Annotated in this window: 16 protein-coding genes; 10 read left to right on the plus strand and 6 right to left on the minus strand. The window is 60.0% G+C overall.

The features are described from left to right. Positions 1–157: 157 nt before the first annotated feature. Positions 158–829, plus strand: a complete 672-nt coding sequence (locus IHQ43_RS07130) for a response regulator (protein ID WP_007957980.1) — start codon at positions 158–160, stop codon at positions 827–829. Then, positions 822–2,207, plus strand: a complete 1,386-nt coding sequence (locus IHQ43_RS07135) for a sensor histidine kinase (RefSeq protein WP_192563868.1) — start codon at positions 822–824, stop codon at positions 2,205–2,207. Before IHQ43_RS07130 ends, IHQ43_RS07135 begins: the two co-directional genes overlap by 8 nt. Here the strand turns inward: IHQ43_RS07135 and IHQ43_RS07140 are convergent, their stop codons facing one another. Both IHQ43_RS07140 and ygfZ read right to left on the minus strand, forming a co-directional pair. After that, a complete protein-coding gene (locus tag IHQ43_RS07140) occupies positions 2,208–3,029 on the minus strand; it encodes an HDOD domain-containing protein (protein ID WP_103386827.1) in 822 nt (273 codons plus the stop codon). 35 nt (positions 3,030–3,064) lie between these two features. Then, positions 3,065–4,006, minus strand: coding sequence for a CAF17-like 4Fe-4S cluster assembly/insertion protein YgfZ (gene ygfZ / locus IHQ43_RS07145; protein ID WP_192563869.1), 942 nt, complete (start codon positions 4,004–4,006; stop codon positions 3,065–3,067). Positions 4,007–4,155: 149 nt separating this feature from the next. Between ygfZ and IHQ43_RS07150 the strand changes: the two genes are divergently transcribed. Together IHQ43_RS07150 and IHQ43_RS07155 are read left to right on the plus strand one after the other, a co-directional pair. Then, the gene (locus IHQ43_RS07150; RefSeq protein WP_007957989.1) at positions 4,156–4,410 is read left to right on the plus strand and encodes an FAD assembly factor SdhE; all 255 of its coding nucleotides are present in this window, start codon (positions 4,156–4,158) and stop codon (positions 4,408–4,410) included. After that, on the plus strand, positions 4,394–4,846 hold the full coding sequence (locus tag IHQ43_RS07155) for a protein YgfX (RefSeq protein WP_192563870.1): 453 nt from the start codon (positions 4,394–4,396) through the stop codon (positions 4,844–4,846). The genes IHQ43_RS07150 and IHQ43_RS07155 overlap by 17 nt, the downstream gene beginning before the upstream one ends. Here the strand turns inward: IHQ43_RS07155 and nadB are convergent. Continuing rightward, positions 4,815–6,431 carry an L-aspartate oxidase gene (nadB, locus tag IHQ43_RS07160; RefSeq protein ID WP_192563871.1) on the minus strand — a complete coding sequence of 539 codons (1,617 nt, stop codon included), beginning with the start codon at positions 6,429–6,431 and terminating at the stop codon, positions 4,815–4,817. The two genes, IHQ43_RS07155 and nadB, sit on opposite strands and share 32 nt — an antisense overlap. Before the next feature lie 558 nt (positions 6,432–6,989). Here nadB and rpoE point away from each other — a divergent pair. The 4 genes from rpoE (at position 6,990) to IHQ43_RS07180 (ending at position 10,816) form a co-directional block, all read left to right on the plus strand. Further along, positions 6,990–7,571, plus strand: coding sequence for an RNA polymerase sigma factor RpoE/AlgU (rpoE, locus tag IHQ43_RS07165; RefSeq protein WP_003172477.1), 582 nt, complete (start codon positions 6,990–6,992; stop codon positions 7,569–7,571). Positions 7,572–7,602: 31 nt separating this feature from the next. Then, entirely contained in the window at positions 7,603–8,190 is a 588-nt protein-coding gene (locus IHQ43_RS07170; RefSeq protein WP_192563872.1) for a sigma-E factor negative regulatory protein, read from the plus strand. Between the two features lie 8 nt (positions 8,191–8,198). Then, the gene (locus tag IHQ43_RS07175) at positions 8,199–9,161 is read left to right on the plus strand and encodes a MucB/RseB C-terminal domain-containing protein (protein WP_192563873.1); all 963 of its coding nucleotides are present in this window, start codon (positions 8,199–8,201) and stop codon (positions 9,159–9,161) included. 206 nt (positions 9,162–9,367) lie between these two features. Then, positions 9,368–10,816 (plus strand): DegQ family serine endoprotease, encoded by a 1,449-nt coding sequence (locus IHQ43_RS07180; protein WP_192563874.1) that lies wholly within the window; start codon positions 9,368–9,370, stop codon positions 10,814–10,816. 78 nt (positions 10,817–10,894) lie between these two features. On the opposite strand, the gene IHQ43_RS07185 is transcribed toward IHQ43_RS07180, so the two are convergent. Then, on the minus strand, positions 10,895–12,328 hold the full coding sequence (locus IHQ43_RS07185; RefSeq protein ID WP_011332906.1) for a M48 family metalloprotease: 1,434 nt from the start codon (positions 12,326–12,328) through the stop codon (positions 10,895–10,897). Positions 12,329–12,425: 97 nt separating this feature from the next. On the opposite strand from IHQ43_RS07185, the gene IHQ43_RS07190 reads away from it, so the two are divergent. Together IHQ43_RS07190 and IHQ43_RS07195 are read left to right on the plus strand one after the other, a co-directional pair. Then, entirely contained in the window at positions 12,426–12,665 is a 240-nt protein-coding gene (locus tag IHQ43_RS07190; protein WP_192563875.1) for a sulfurtransferase TusA family protein, read from the plus strand. Positions 12,666–12,697: 32 nt separating this feature from the next. Continuing rightward, positions 12,698–13,768, plus strand: a complete 1,071-nt coding sequence (locus IHQ43_RS07195; protein ID WP_192563876.1) for an AI-2E family transporter — start codon at positions 12,698–12,700, stop codon at positions 13,766–13,768. 34 nt (positions 13,769–13,802) lie between these two features. Here the strand turns inward: IHQ43_RS07195 and IHQ43_RS07200 are convergent, their stop codons facing one another. Continuing rightward, complete coding sequence (locus tag IHQ43_RS07200) at positions 13,803–14,276, minus strand: peroxiredoxin (protein WP_064594118.1); 474 nt, start codon at positions 14,274–14,276, stop codon at positions 13,803–13,805. A gap of 10 nt (positions 14,277–14,286) precedes the next feature. After that, a complete protein-coding gene (locus tag IHQ43_RS07205; protein ID WP_123465477.1) occupies positions 14,287–14,847 on the minus strand; it encodes a glycine cleavage system transcriptional repressor in 561 nt (186 codons plus the stop codon). Between the last annotated feature and the right edge of the window lie 173 nt (positions 14,848–15,020).

The following is a 15,020-nucleotide window of genomic DNA, read 5'->3' on the forward strand; positions in this document are numbered from 1 at the left end:
GGCAGTCGGGACCCTCGGTGAAGCGACTCTAACGGCCCAACCTTTCGCTAACCTTTCAGTATTCTTTCGCGTGTTTTCGGGCTTCACAGTGGCGGTTGCGGCTGTAAACTCCGCCGCAAAGAATGGCGTCGGCCATCCCTGAATGAGGTAGAGATCCATGCGTGTCCTGCTCGTCGAAGACCATTTGCCGCTGGCCGAAAGCGTCGCCCAGGCGCTCAAGAGCACCGGTCTGACCGTGGACGTCTTGCACGACGGCGTGGCTGCTGACCTGGCCCTGGGCAGCGAGGAATACGCGGTGGCGATCCTCGATGTCGGCCTGCCGCGCATGGACGGTTTTGAAGTTCTGGCGCGCCTGCGGGCCCGGGGCAAGAACCTGCCGGTGCTGATGCTGACCGCTCGCAGCGACGTCAAGGATCGGGTCCATGGGCTCAATCTCGGTGCTGACGATTACCTCGCCAAGCCGTTCGAACTCACCGAGCTTGAGGCGCGGGTCAAGGCCTTGCTGCGCCGCAGCGTGCTCGGCGGCGAACGTCAGCAGCGTTGCGGTGTGCTGGCCTATGACCTCGACACCCGACGCTTCACCCTCGGCGATGAATTGCTGACGCTGACCTCCCGCGAACAGGCGGTGCTCGAAGCGCTGATTGCCCGTCCGGGAAGGGTGATGAGCAAGGAGCAACTGGCTGCACAAGTGTTCGGTCTCGACGAAGAAGCCAGCCCGGACGCCATCGAAATCTACGTGCATCGCCTGCGCAAGAAACTCGACGGCCATTCAGTGGCCATCGTGACCTTCCGGGGTCTGGGTTATCTGCTGGAAAGCCGCGATGCATAAGCCCAGCAGCCTGCGCTGGCGGTTGCTGTGGAACCTCGCGTTGCTGCTGGTGGTGTTGATGCTCGCCAGCGGATTGAGCGCGTACTGGAACGGTCGCGAGGCCGCCGACACCGCTTATGACCGCACGCTGCTGGCCTCGGCGCGGACCATCGCCGCCGGTCTGTCGCAGCGCGATGGCAGTCTCAGTGCCGACGTGCCGTATGTGGCGCTCGATACCTTCGCTTACGACAGCGCCGGGCGCATCTATTACCAGGTCAACGACATCAACCAGAAGTTGATTTCCGGCTATGAAAACCTGCCCGGCCCACCGCCTGGCACGCCGAGAACCGACAGCTATCCCGCCCTAGCGCGCTTTTATGACGCGAAATATCAGGGGCAGAACGTGCGTGTGGTGAGTCTGCTCAAAGCGGTCAGCGAGCCGAACATGAACGGCATGGCGGAAATCCGCGTTGCCGAAACCGATGAAGCGCGAGTCAGCATGGCCCGCAGTCTGGCGGCCGATACGTTGCTGCGGCTGGGCATGCTGGCGATTGGTGCGCTGTTGCTGGTGTGGTTTGCAGTGAGTGCTGCGTTGCGGCCGATCGAACGTTTGCGCACGGCAGTGGAAGAGCGTCAGCCCGATGACCTGCGGCCGTTGCCGTTGGTCGAAGTGCAACACGAGTTGTGGCCGCTGGTGCGGGCGCTCAATCACTTTACCGAACGCCTGCGCGGGCAATTCGAGAGGCAGGCGCAATTCATCGCCGATGCGGCCCACGAACTGCGCACGCCACTGGCGGCGCTCAAGGCGCGTCTTGAACTGGGTTTGCGCTCAACCGAACCGCAGACCTGGCGCGATACGTTGGAATCCTCGGCGCAAAGCACAGATCGCCTGACTCATCTGGCCAACCAGTTGCTGTCGCTGGCCCGGGTGGAAAACGGCGCCCGGGCAATTGCCGAGGGCGGTGCGCAGTTGCTTGATCTGAGCCAGTTGGCGCGTGAACTCGGCATGGCCATGGCGCCGCTGGCCCACGCGCGTGGCGTTGCGCTGGCGCTGGAAGCGGACGAACCGGTCTGGCTGCGCGGCGAGCCGACATTGCTCAACGAGCTGCTGAGCAATCTGGTGGACAACGCGTTGGCGCACACGCCACCGGGCGGCAACGTGATTCTGCGGGTCACGGCGCCGGCTGTGCTGGAGGTTGAGGACGATGGGCCGGGCATTCCGCTGGAGGAGCGGGATCGCGTGTTCGAACGCTTTTACCGGCGCAACCAGCAGGTGGCCGGTTCCGGGCTGGGGCTGGCGATTGTCGGGGAAATCTGCCGCGCGCATCTGGCGCAGATCAGTCTGCACGATGGTGAGCAGGCGGGTTTGAAGGTGCGGGTGAGTTTTGTCGCCGGTTGATCAGTAGAACATTGAACGCGATTCTTCCAGATCGGCGCACAGTGCCTTGTTTTCCGGATCGATGCCGAGCTTGCGGAATGCCGGCACGCTGAACGGATCGATGCGGGCTATTGGATGGTCGGTGTCCTTGTGGCAATACAGGCTGGCCACCTGCACGATGTCGACGTAATCGATCTGCTGCGATTCGCGCTTGAGATCCTGATACAACCCCGGCAACTCCACCAGACGCTCCGGAAATTCCCAGACCCGCAGCAGTTTGTCGCCAAGCAACGGATGAATGTGGTCGATCACATGGTTGAGGCTGACCGGGTCGGACAGCAATTCGTAGTGGTCTTCGGCATAGGTCAGGATCGGCAGCACGCCGATCTGATGAACCAGTCCACCGAGCGCGGCCTGATCGGGCTTGAGCTGGGTATAACGGCGGCACAGGGCGTAGCTGACTCCGGCGATCTCCAGACTCTTGCGCCAGACTTCGCGCATCTTCTGTTCGACCACGTCGGAGCGGGCGTGGAAGATCTGTTCCATCACCAGACCGATCGCCAGGTTGCTGCTGTAATTGACGCCCAGCCGGGTGATGGCGGTGTGCAGGTCGGTGACTTCCTGGGTGGCGCGCAGCAGCGGGCTGTTGACCACTTTGATCAGGCGCGCCGACAGCGCCGTGTCGCGGCCGATCACTTTGCTCAGGTCGCTGACGCTGATGTCCGGGTCTTCGGCGGCCTTGCGAATCTGCAGGGCCACTTCCGGTAACGTTGGCAGAACCAGGTCATCGTTATCGATGGCCTCAACCAAATCCTGTTGGACCTTATCCGCCAGCTCACTCATGTCGTTTCTCTAGGGTGTTGCAACAAATGCTGCGATCAACGCTGGATTTCGCGGTCGCGATCCAGTTCGTAAGGCAGGTCGAGCAAGTGCAGCGTCGGACCTTCGGCCGTGCCCAGATGCAAATCGCCTGCGTCGGCAGCTTCGGCCTGCAACACCGCCAGCAGTTCAATATTCTTTTCGCTGCGAGCAGCCAGCACCACTTCGCCGATGGAGCTGCCATGGCTCGGGGCGAACAGCGGGGTGCCCGGCTCCGGCAATTCACTGGCGTCCAGTTGCACGCGGTACAGGCGACGCTTGAGTTTGCCCAGGTACTGCATGCGCGCGACGATTTCCTGGCCTGTGTAGCAGCCTTTTTTGAAACTCACGCCGCCGACAGCTTGCAGGTTGAGCATCTGCGGGATGAACAGCTCGCGGGTGCTCGGCATGACCTGACCGATACCGGCGCGGATCTGGCCCAGCAGCCACTGATTGAGTTCGCCTTCGCTTAACTGCGCGGACAGTTTGCCTTTGACGGAGTCGGCCTGACCGGCAGGCACCCAGAGCTCGGCACGGTTCGGCGAGACGCGAATCGCGATCAGCCCTTCGTGGCGAGCCACGCTGTCGGTTTCTGCCGGCAGTTCCAGACCCAGGCTGCTCAGGGCAGCATCGCCATGATCCAGACCGAAGCGCACCCAGGAGGCGCTTTCGTCGGTCAGTTTCGATTTGGAGAACACCGCGTACTTTTTCAGATCCGCCAGTTGCGGCTCCAGCAGCTCGCCGGCCATCGCCAGCAGCACGCCGTCGCCTTCCAGCACGATGCGGAAACTCGACTGCATCCGGCCTTTCTGCGTGCAGCGGGCACCAAGGCTGGCCTGGGTTTCACTCAGGTAATTGATGTTGCAGGTCAGCTGGCCTTGCAGGAATTTGCCGGCATCCGCGCCGCGAACCGCGAGAACGCCTTCATGAGAGAGGGTGCAGAAAAAAGCAGAATCGGCCATGGGTCATCGCAGGGTAAATAGACTGGGGCACATCATAAGGGGGTGGTGTTGAAATGGGTAGTTCATAAAGGATCGGTGGTGCCCGACCAAAGCCGACTGTTCGACCCGCTTCGGGCCTGTATACTTGCGGCCTATTTCAGGAGGGCTCCATGGTCGAACAAGTTGAACTGAATCGCCTCTTTTGGCACAGCCGTCGCGGCATGCTGGAACTCGACGTGTTGCTGGTGCCGTTCGTGAAAGAGGTCTACGCCAATCTGAACGAGGTGGATCGCGCGCTGTATGTCCGCCTGCTCGAGTGCGAGGATCAGGACATGTTCGGCTGGTTCATGGAGCGCAGCGAGTCTGAAGATCCTGAGCTGCAACGCATGGTTCGCATGATTCTGGATCGTGTCCAGCCCAAGTAACACGTTCGAATGCCGCTGGCATGCCTCACGGCAGTTGCTGGCGGCTTATGTGCTGGCCCAGGCATTCGCGCTGGGTTCTTTGCTTCTGTTATCGATTCCATTCTGGGCTGGACTGCTCGGGGCTTTCGCGTGTCTTGTCCATGCTGCCCGCGTGTTGCCGCGGCAGATTCTGCTGAGTCATCCCAAGGCATTTTGCGGATTACGCCGGGACGCCGATGGCTGGCAATTGTGGAACCGGGCCGATGGCTGGCAAACGGTGCAATTGCGACCGGACAGCCTGGCGCTGCCACTGATCGTGGTGCTGCGCTTTCGATTGCGTGGTGAGCGGCGGGTCAGGTCGATCTGCGTACCCCGGGATTCGCAGGCGGCGGATCTGCACCGACGCCTGCGGGTACGCCTCAAGTTCAGCCGACGTAGGTGGGCGGCACCAGAATAGTGTCGAGCGCTTCGGGCAGCAGATCCGGATAGTCGAGGGTGTAATGCAGGCCTCGGCTTTCCTTGCGCTCCATGGCCGAGCGGATCATCAGTTCCGCTACCTGCGCCAGGTTGCGCAACTCGATCAGGTCACGGCTGACCTTGTAGTTACTGTAGAACTCGTCGATTTCGTCCAGCAGCAGGCGTACGCGATGTTGTGCCCGTTGCAGGCGTTTGTTGGTGCGCACGATGCCCACGTAGTCCCACATGAAGCGCCGTAACTCGTCCCAGTTGTGGGCGATGATCACGTCCTCATCGGAATCGGTCACCTGGCTGGCGTCCCAGGCGGGCAGGGCACGCGGGATGGCGACGTCGGGCAGTTGCTCAAGAATGTCCGCCGCTGCCGAGCGGGCGTAGACGAAGCATTCGAGCAGCGAGTTGCTGGCCATGCGGTTGGCGCCGTGCAGGCCGGTGAAGCTGGTTTCACCGATGGCATACAGGCCGGGCACGTCGGTGCGGCCCTGTTGATCGACCATCACGCCGCCGCAGGTGTAGTGCGCCGCCGGTACGACCGGGATCGGTTGTTTGGTGATGTCGATACCGAAGCCGAGGCAGCGCTCGTAGACGGTCGGGAAGTGCGACTTGATGAACGCTTCGGGTTTGTGGCTGATGTCGAGATAGACGCAATCGATACCCAGGCGCTTCATTTCGTGGTCGATGGCCCGGGCGACGATGTCCCGTGGCGCCAGTTCGGCACGTGAGTCGAAGCGCTGCATGAAGCGCTCGCCGTTCGGCAGCTTCAAATGAGCGCCTTCGCCGCGCAGGGCTTCGGTTACCAGGAAACTCTTGGCTTGCGGGTGATAGAGGCAGGTGGGGTGGAACTGGTTGAACTCCAGATTCGCCACCCGGCAACCCGAACGCCAGGCCATGGCGATGCCGTCACCGCAGGCGCCGTCGGGATTGCTTGTGTATAGATAGACTTTCGCGGCGCCGCCGGATGCCAGAATCACGAAGCGTGCTCCGAAGGTGTCGACTTCTCCGGTTTTGCGGTTGAGCACGTAGGCGCCCAGGCAGCGTTCGCCTTCCAGCCCCAGGCGACGTTCGGTGATCAGATCGACCGCTACCCGCTGTTCGAGCAATTCGATGTTCGGACGCTCTTTGGCTTGGGCCAGCAGGGTCGTGAAGATCGCAGCACCGGTGGCATCGGCGGCGTGGATGATCCGTCGATGGCTGTGGCCGCCTTCGCGGGTGAGGTGGAATTCGAAGCCGCCATCTTCCGTACCGGACTGTTCGTCACGAGTGAACGGCACGCCTTGGTCGATCAGCCACTGGATCGCTTCCTTGCTGTGCTCCACGGTGAAACGCACGGCGTCTTCATGGCACAGGCCGCCGCCGGCATTCAGGGTGTCATCGACATGAGATTCGACAGTGTCGGTGTCATCCAGTACGGCTGCGACGCCACCTTGTGCCCAATAGGTCGAACCGTTGGCGAGATCGCCTTTGCTCAATACGGCGATACGCAAGTGACCGGGCAGGGTCAGCGCGAGACTCAAACCGGCAGCGCCGCTGCCAATCACCAGAACATCGTGTTGAAACTGTTGGCTCATTTCAGGATTCCGCTCAAAGCGACCCGGGTGGGGGTTGGCGCAGGACAGGCGGATGGGCGAGTCGAGACAGCCACACAGCCCACTAGTATATAGAGGGGTGGGGCGGCACAATAGCCGGGCCGATATGGCATTGTGAAACTACCGTGACGGAAAAATACCGACGCTTTGTCGGAAGCTTTTTTCAGCGGTTTTGGGAAAAAGCGACTGTATCGCAGATGAAACACGCTTTTTCCGCTCACGGTTGCACAATGTCGGCGCGGCACGTCTATAAATATTTGGAACTTTTGCCAGAGGCTCAAGATCAATAGACAGTTGCCCGAAACAAGGGACAGTGTCGGCTTCAATGCAGAACCTGCGATTGGGTTCTTGCCGGCGAGCCGATGACAAGATTATTCGCGCAGCCGGTTCATCCCGCGCTGCGTTTTTCGTGCGTGCCAAATCAGAGCCCGCAGGAAACTTGCTTGGAGGGGGAGAACTTTTGCGAAAAGCCCGAGTCTATGTTTGCAAGTCCGGTCGTTTGGTCATGCAAGCCTCCTCCGAGTTTATCGAGGAGTGTTCATGCTAACCCAGGAAGAGGATCAGCAGCTGGTCGAACGCGTTCAGCGTGGCGACAAGCGAGCTTTCGATCTGCTGGTGCTGAAGTATCAGCACAAAATTCTCGGGTTGATCGTGCGTTTTGTGCACGACACCCATGAAGCCCAGGACGTCGCACAGGAAGCCTTTATCAAGGCTTATCGAGCGCTTGGAAATTTCCGCGGCGACAGTGCGTTTTATACGTGGCTGTACCGCATCGCCATCAACACGGCGAAAAACTATCTGGTTTCACGCGGCCGTCGGCCGCCGGATAGCGATGTAAGTTCCGAGGATGCAGAGTTCTATGACGGCGATCACGGCCTGAAGGATCTCGAGTCTCCAGAACGTGCATTGCTGCGGGATGAGATCGAAGGCACCGTCCATCGAACCATTCAGCAACTGCCAGAGGATTTGCGCACGGCGTTAACTTTGCGCGAATTCGATGGTCTGAGTTACGAGGACATCGCGAGCGTCATGCAATGTCCGGTTGGTACCGTGCGCTCCCGGATTTTCCGCGCCCGGGAGGCCATCGATAAAGCCCTGCAGCCGTTGTTGCAGGAAAACTAAAGACAGCGGCGACAGCCAAGAGAGGAACGCCATGAGTCGTGAAGCCCTGCAGGAATCGCTGTCCGCAGTGATGGATAACGAAGCGGACGAACTGGAATTGCGTCGAGTGCTCAACGCACTGGACGATGTTGAAACCCGTGAAACCTGGGCTCGTTATCAGATCGCTCGGGCAGCCATGCACAAGGATCTGCTGCTCCCACGTCTGGATCTGGCTGCGGCTGTTTCTGCTGCGCTGGAAGACGAAGCGACCCCTGCCAAAGTGTCCCGCGGTCCATGGCGCAGCCTCGGTCGTCTGGCCGTAGCCGCTTCGGTGACCGTCGCCGTTCTGGCGGGTGTTCGCCTGTACAATCAGGACGAGATCGCTGGTGTTGAGCTTGCTCAACAATCCAATCAGCCAGTGCTGACCACTCCTCAGGTTAAAGGCCCGGCAGTATTGGCAGGCTACAATGAGAGTTCGGAAGCTACTGGCCCAATGGCCAATGGCGTACTGCAAGGTCAGCCAGGCTGGCACGATCAGCGTCTGCCAGGTTACCTGCGTCAACACGCTCAACAGGCTGCCTTGAAAGGCACCGAGAGCGCGCTGCCTTATGCACGCGCAGCAAGCCTGGAAAACCGTTAAGGGGGATCATGCGCGCCATACCTCTACTTTCGCTTCTGCTCAGCGGCTGGTTCATTGTTCCAGCCCACGCCGACGAGGCTCAGGACTGGTTGACCCGCCTGGGCCAGGCCGAGCAGCAGCAAAGCTTTCACGGCACCTTCGTTTACGAGCGTAACGGTAGTTTTTCTACCCACAACATCTGGCATCGCGTCCAGAATGGCCAGGTCCGCGAGCGTTTGCTCCAGCTCGACGGTTCGGCTCAGGAAGTCGTGCGCATTGATGGGCATACTCAATGCGTCAGCGGCACCCTGATTGCGGGGCTGGGAGATTCTCCCAATTCCGCCGCTCGCCCTCTCGATCCTCAAAAGCTGAAGAATTGGTATGAGCTTGCCGTCATTGGCAAGTCGCGTGTGGCTGGGCGCGAAGCGGTGATCGTATCGCTGACGCCGCGCGATCAACATCGCTACGGATTCGAACTGCATCTGGACAAGGAAACGGGTCTGCCGCTCAAGTCGCTGCTGTTGAATGACAAGGGGCAGTTGCTTGAGAGATTCCAGTTCACACGGCTGGATACCTCCGAGGTTCCATCCGACAAGGACCTGCAAGCCAACTCCGATTGCAAGGCAGTCACCCTCGATAGTGACAAGGCTTCTGCGGTCAAAACCGCACAGGTCTGGCGTTCCGACTGGCTGCCTCCTGGCTTCGAACTGACCAGCAGCTCCTCGCACAAGGATCCGGAAACCAAGACCCAGGTCAACAGCCTGATGTATGACGATGGTCTCGCCCGATTCTCCGTGTTTCTCGAGCCGCTGAATGGCGCAACCGTCACCGATACCCGGACTCAATTGGGCCCGACCGTTGCCGTATCCCGCCGTTTGACAACGCCTCAGGGCGAAATGATGGTAACGGTAGTTGGCGAGATTCCAATCGGCACCGCCGAACGGATTGCCCTGTCGATGCGCAATGATGGCGCTGCAACCAGCAAGCAGTGAGCTGATTCCAGCTATCTCCACTTCGTCGTCGAGACGTGAAATGTTTGCTGAGCATTTTCATTTGCAAAACACCCGAAAATTTTTTATAGGTCAGAGCCTCTCGGCTCTGGCCTTGTTTGTTGTTCCCGGAACAAAAATGCCGGCCTGTGGTTTCCGGTGTTCCTTGCTCCATATCGCTTAACCCTGCTCGTCGTAACGGGAGCTGTATGTCGATACCAAGTTTGAAGTCTTATCTCTCCATTGTCGCCACCGTGCTGGTGCTCGGTCAGGCCGTTCCTGCAGTCCAGGCGGCTGAAGCGGCAAGCCCGGCCAACCTGCCTGATTTCACTCAACTGGTCGAACAGGCTTCGCCTGCGGTGGTGAACATCAGTACCACGCAAAAGCTGCCGGATCGCAAGGTGAACCAGCAGATGCCTGACCTGGAAGGCTTGCCGCCGATGCTGCGCGAGTTCTTCGAACGAGGCATGCCGCCGCAACAGCGTTCTCCGCGTGGTGATCGCCAGCGTGAAGCGCAGTCGTTGGGTTCGGGCTTCATCATTTCGCCGGATGGCTACATCCTGACCAACAACCACGTGATCGCCGATGCCGATGAAATTCTGGTTCGTCTGGCTGATCGCAGTGAAATGAAGGCCAAGCTGATCGGCACCGACCCACGCTCCGACGTGGCGCTGCTGAAAATCGAAGGCAAGGATCTGCCAGTGCTGAAACTCGGCAAATCCCAGGATCTGAAAGCCGGTCAGTGGGTGGTTGCAATCGGTTCGCCATTCGGCTTTGACCACACCGTGACCCAAGGCATCGTCAGTGCCGTCGGCCGCAGTCTGCCGAACGAAAACTACGTGCCATTCATCCAGACCGACGTGCCGATCAACCCGGGTAACTCCGGTGGCCCGCTGTTCAACCTGAACGGTGAAGTGGTCGGGATCAACTCGCAGATCTACACCCGTTCCGGTGGATTCATGGGCGTGTCGTTCGCCATTCCGATCGACGTGGCCATGGACGTTTCCAATCAACTGAAAAGCGGCGGTAAAGTCAGCCGTGGCTGGCTGGGCGTCGTCATCCAGGAAGTGAACAAGGATCTGGCCGAGTCGTTCGGTCTGGACAAGCCGGCCGGTGCGCTGGTTGCGCAGATTCAGGATGATGGCCCGGCTGCGAAGGGCGGTCTGCAAGTCGGTGACGTGATCCTGAGCATGAACGGTCAACCGATCGTCATGTCGGCCGATCTGCCACACCTCGTTGGTGCATTGAAGGCCGGCGCCAAGGCCAATCTCGAAGTGATTCGTGACGGCAAGCGCAAGAATGTCGAGCTGACTGTCGGTGCCATTCCGGATGAAGACAAGGAGCTGGATGCCCTGCCGAAATCCGGTGCCGAGACCAATAGCAATCGTCTGGGTGTTTCGGTTGCCGAGCTGAGCGCCGAGCAGAAGAAAACCTACGACCTGAAGGGCGGAGTGGTGATCAAGGAAGTGCAGGACGGTCCTGCGGCCCTGATCGGTCTGCAACCGGGCGACATCATCACGCACCTGAACAATCAGGCCATTGGTTCTTCCAAGGAGTTTGCCGAGATCGCCAAGGCGCTGCCGAAGAACCGTTCGGTGTCGATGCGCGTCCTGCGTCAGGGCCGTGCCAGCTTCATCACCTTCAAACTGGCTGAATGATCCAGCTATTTAAGAAGTAAAAGAAACCGCCTCGAAAGAGGCGGTTTTTTTGTGTCCGGAATTGGTCTCGGTGCGGGCTTAACCCATCATGTCCTTGACCATGCGCTCTTGCTCCATCAGCTCGCGCTGGCGGGCGTCGATGCGTGAGGACAGCGGGAAGTTGCTGCCAGCCTTGCGCTTGGCGAAGTCCAGTTGCTGGATCGCCTGGCGATAATCGCCGACCAATGCGAAATACTCGGCACGGGCCTGATGCAGGCCAATGATGTTGCCGGACAGTCCGCGAGTTTCTGCGACCTGATACCACACGTCCGGATCGTCGGGACGCGATTTCAACAAACCCTCCAGCGCCTTCTCCGCATCGGCGGTGCGGTTCTGTTTCAGCAACAGATCGACCCTCACCTGATTCAACGGGTAATTGCCAGGATACTGACTGAGCATCCGGTCAACCCGAGACTGTGCATCTGCCAGCTTGTTATTGGTAATGTCCAGATCCACCTGCGCCAGGTTGTAGATTATCTCGTTCGGCGATTTCTCCAGCAGTTGCTTGAGATTCTCCCGCGCTTCGTTCAACTGACCGCCCTTGATCTGGGCAATCGCCAGACCGTAACGGGCCACGTCGTTTTTCGGGTTCTCATCCAGTTGTGCACGGAAGCGTTTGGCGCCAAGGCCTGGTGTTTCTTCGTAGGTTAACTGCACACGCGCGCGGATCAGTTGATAGCGCTTGCTGTCTTCGATGCCGCCGGGTTTGGCCTGCTCGGCGCGGTTGCGGGTGTCGGCGATACGAGATTCGGTGACCGGGTGAGTCAGCAGGAATTCCGGTGGCTTGGCGTCGAAACGATACTGGCGCATCAACCGCTCGAACATGGTCGGCATCGAGCGCGGATCGTAGCCGGCCTTTTCCAGGTTGAGGATGCCGATGCGGTCGGCTTCCTGCTCGTTCTGACGCGAGAAACGCCGTTGCTCCTGGATCGCCGCCGCCTGAGTGCCGGCGATCGCTGCAATGCCGGCATCACCCGCGCCGGCAGCAGCGATCACGATACCGGCCAGCAGCGCCGCCATCATCGGCACCTGCATCCGCTGCGAAGCCTCGACACCACGGGCGAAGTGGCGCTGGGACAAGTGAGCCAGTTCGTGAGCCAGTACCGAGGCATATTCGCCCTCGGTCTGGGCATTGAGGAACAGGCCGCCGTTGACCCCGACAATCCCGCCCGGTGCCGCGAAGGCGTTGAGCTGCGGGCTGTTGATCAGGATGAATTCAAGGCGTCGGTCATTGACCTGGCTGGTTTCCACCAGCTTATAGACGCTGGACTCGACGTAATCCTTGAGCTGTGGATCGTTGAGCTGCGAAACCTGGCTGCGCAGCAACGCCAGCCAGGCGCGACCCAATTGATATTCCTGTTGTGGCGAGACGATGGCAGAGCTGGCGTCACCGAGTGACGGCAGGTCGTCGGCGAAGCCCGGTGAGGCGAGCAGGCAAGCGAGCGTCAGCAGGGTAGGGCGCAAAAAAGTCATGCACAAAGCCTTAGTCGACAAAGACCTTACTGTAGCCGGACACCGGGCTTGCGACCAGATATTCTAGGCAGCCTGACCACCTGATCCGGAGTGACGCATGACCGACGCTGTAGCCCATGACTGTGAACTGGACGCCAGTGGCCTGAATTGTCCGCTGCCGTTGCTCAAGGCCAAAATGGAGCTGAACAAGCTGCCCAGTGGCGCGGTACTCAAGGTGATTGCCACGGATGCCGGCTCGCAGCGCGACTTTCGCACCTTTGCGAAGTTGGCCGGTCATACGCTGCTGCGTGAAGAAGAAGAGGCGGGTATCTACCGTTACTGGCTGAAAAAAGCCTGAAACCGACCGCGTAACTGACCTAAGGAAAATTGATGTTCAAAGTGTTGCGCGACTGGATTCAGCGCTACTTCTCCGATGAAGAAGCCGTAGTGCTGGCGGTGCTGCTGTTTCTCGCCTTCACCGCTGTACTGACGCTTGGCGGAATGCTCGCGCCGGTACTGGCCGGGATGGTGCTGGCGTACCTGATGCAAGGGCTGGTGGTCACGCTCGAACGCCTGCGCGTGCCCGGTGGTGCGGCGGTCGGTCTGGTGTTTGCGCTGTTCATGGGCGTGCTGATGGTGTTCATCGTCGTGGTGCTGCCGCTGCTCTGGCATCAGTTGATCACGCTGTTCAACGAATTGCCGGGCATGCTTGCCAAGTGGCAATCGCTGCTGCTGTTGCTGCCGGAGCGCTATCCGCATCTGGTCTCCGACGAGCAGGTGCTGCAAGCGATCGAAGCGGCGCGCGGCGAGATCGGCAAGTTCGGCCAGTGGGCGCTGACGTTCTCGTTGTCGAGCCTGCCGCTGCTGGTGAACATCATGATCTACCTGGTGCTGGTGCCGATCCTGGTGTTCTTCTTCCTCAAGGACCGGGTAATGATCGGCGAATGGGTGCGCGGCTATTTGCCGCGTGAGCGGGCGTTGATCACCCGAGTTGCCGAGGAAATGAACCGGCAGATCGCCAACTACATTCGCGGCAAAGTCATCGAGATCGTGATTTGTGGCGGCGTGACCTACATTGCGTTCGTCGCGCTGGGGCTCAACTATGCGGCGCTGCTGGCTCTGTTGGTCGGCGTGTCGGTGGTGGTGCCCTATGTCGGGGCGGTGGTGGTGACCGTGCCGGTGTTGCTGATTGCGCTGTTCCAGTGGGGCTGGAGCGATCAGTTCATCTATCTGATGGCGGTCTACGGGATCATTCAGACCCTGGACGGCAACGTGCTGGTGCCGTTGCTGTTTTCCGAAGCGGTCAACCTGCACCCGGTAGCGATCATCTGCGCGGTGCTGTTGTTCGGCGGGTTGTGGGGATTCTGGGGAGTGTTCTTCGCGATTCCGCTGGCGACGCTGTTCAAGGCTGTACTCGATGCCTGGCCCCGCAAGGAGCCGGTGGTGGCGCCGCTGCTTTGAGAATGAACTGGCGCCCGCAAGGGCGCCGACAGCATCAGGCCTTGTTCAGCGCCTGAGCAGCAGCCAGCACAGCATCCACATGTCCTGGCACCTTCACGCCGCGCCATTCCTGACGCAATACACCGTTCTTGTCGATCAGGAAGGTGCTGCGATCAACGCCCAGGTATTCCTTGCCGTAGAGCTTTTTCAGCTTGATCACGTCGAACAACTGGCAGACGGCTTCGTCCTTGTCGCTGATCAGCTCGAACGGAAACTCCTGCTTGCACTTGAAGTTCTCGTGGGACTTCAGGCTGTCGCGGGAGATGCCGAAGATTTCCGTGTTGGCAGCCTTGAACGCCGCGTACTGATCGCGAAAGCCCTGGCCTTCGGTCGTGCAGCCCGGGGTGCTGTCCTTCGGATAGAAGTAGATCACCACTTGCTTGCCCTTGAGGGCCGACAGGCTGACAGTCTGCCCGCTGGTGGCAGGTGCTTCGAAATCCGTAACCGGTTGGTCGATGACAACGGCCATGAAAGCTTCCTTACATTGGGTTCTGTGGGCGCCAAGGTTCGATCAGTGCATCCAGGTTCATGGCGTCGGCGAAATCCAGGAACTGGTCGCGCAGCCAGCTGATCTGGGTGCCGGCGGGCAGGGTCACGGTGAACGTGGCGTTAAGCATGGTGCCGCCGGTTTGCGGTGCCTGGTAGGTATCGCAGGTCAGGTTTTCCAGCTCGACGTTGTGATCCATGAAGAACTGGCACAGCTCGTTGATGATGTCCGGGCGGTACGCCGAAGACACGTAAGCCACGTATGGCAGGGCCTGTGGACGGTTTTCCAGGGCGGCGCTGCGCACCACGTTGACGGTGAACGCATGACGCTTGGCCAGCACCGGCAGGCTGCCTTCCAGGCGAGCCAGGGCGTCCCAGCTGCCGGAGATTTCAAGCACCAATGCGCTGCACTCGCCGTGGCGGGTCAGGCGCGAGGTGACCACCGCACAGCGGTTTTCATGGCTGGCGCGGCACAGGACGTTGGTCAGCTCCATGGGATTGGCGCCGAGGGCACTGATGACAAGGAATTGTTCGCGAACTGTGGGGGTGGACATGCAGCATTCCTAAAGCGATGAGCGGTCGGTAGTGAGAGGGCGTTGATTGCCGGGGCAATGACTGTCCGGAAGGCCCGATTCGTGTGGCGCTACGGCTTCATTAACAAGCAAGCGTACGGCAACGACACTGGAACGGGGCCTGGGAGGCCGAAACGGGAGACTGGAACCCGGCG

This window comes from Pseudomonas gozinkensis, assembly GCF_014863585.1.
Classification (GTDB): Bacteria; Pseudomonadota; Gammaproteobacteria; order Pseudomonadales; family Pseudomonadaceae; genus Aquipseudomonas; species Aquipseudomonas gozinkensis.

Coding starts and splice junctions, on each gene's coding strand:
- IHQ43_RS07130 (WP_007957980.1), top strand. CDS start 158: ATGCGTGTCCTGCTCGTCGAAGACCATTTGCCGCTGGCCGAAAGCGTC.
- IHQ43_RS07135 (WP_192563868.1), top strand. CDS start 822: ATGCATAAGCCCAGCAGCCTGCGCTGGCGGTTGCTGTGGAACCTCGCG.
- IHQ43_RS07140 (WP_103386827.1), bottom strand. CDS start 3,029: ATGAGTGAGCTGGCGGATAAGGTCCAACAGGATTTGGTTGAGGCCATC.
- ygfZ (WP_192563869.1), bottom strand. CDS start 4,006: ATGGCCGATTCTGCTTTTTTCTGCACCCTCTCTCATGAAGGCGTTCTC.
- IHQ43_RS07150 (WP_007957989.1), top strand. CDS start 4,156: ATGGTCGAACAAGTTGAACTGAATCGCCTCTTTTGGCACAGCCGTCGC.
- nadB (WP_192563871.1), bottom strand. CDS start 6,431: ATGAGCCAACAGTTTCAACACGATGTTCTGGTGATTGGCAGCGGCGCT.
- rpoE (WP_003172477.1), top strand. CDS start 6,990: ATGCTAACCCAGGAAGAGGATCAGCAGCTGGTCGAACGCGTTCAGCGT.
- IHQ43_RS07170 (WP_192563872.1), top strand. CDS start 7,603: ATGAGTCGTGAAGCCCTGCAGGAATCGCTGTCCGCAGTGATGGATAAC.
- IHQ43_RS07175 (WP_192563873.1), top strand. CDS start 8,199: ATGCGCGCCATACCTCTACTTTCGCTTCTGCTCAGCGGCTGGTTCATT.
- IHQ43_RS07180 (WP_192563874.1), top strand. CDS start 9,368: ATGTCGATACCAAGTTTGAAGTCTTATCTCTCCATTGTCGCCACCGTG.
- IHQ43_RS07185 (WP_011332906.1), bottom strand. CDS start 12,328: ATGACTTTTTTGCGCCCTACCCTGCTGACGCTCGCTTGCCTGCTCGCC.
- IHQ43_RS07190 (WP_192563875.1), top strand. CDS start 12,426: ATGACCGACGCTGTAGCCCATGACTGTGAACTGGACGCCAGTGGCCTG.
- IHQ43_RS07195 (WP_192563876.1), top strand. CDS start 12,698: ATGTTCAAAGTGTTGCGCGACTGGATTCAGCGCTACTTCTCCGATGAA.
- IHQ43_RS07200 (WP_064594118.1), bottom strand. CDS start 14,276: ATGGCCGTTGTCATCGACCAACCGGTTACGGATTTCGAAGCACCTGCC.
- IHQ43_RS07205 (WP_123465477.1), bottom strand. CDS start 14,847: ATGTCCACCCCCACAGTTCGCGAACAATTCCTTGTCATCAGTGCCCTC.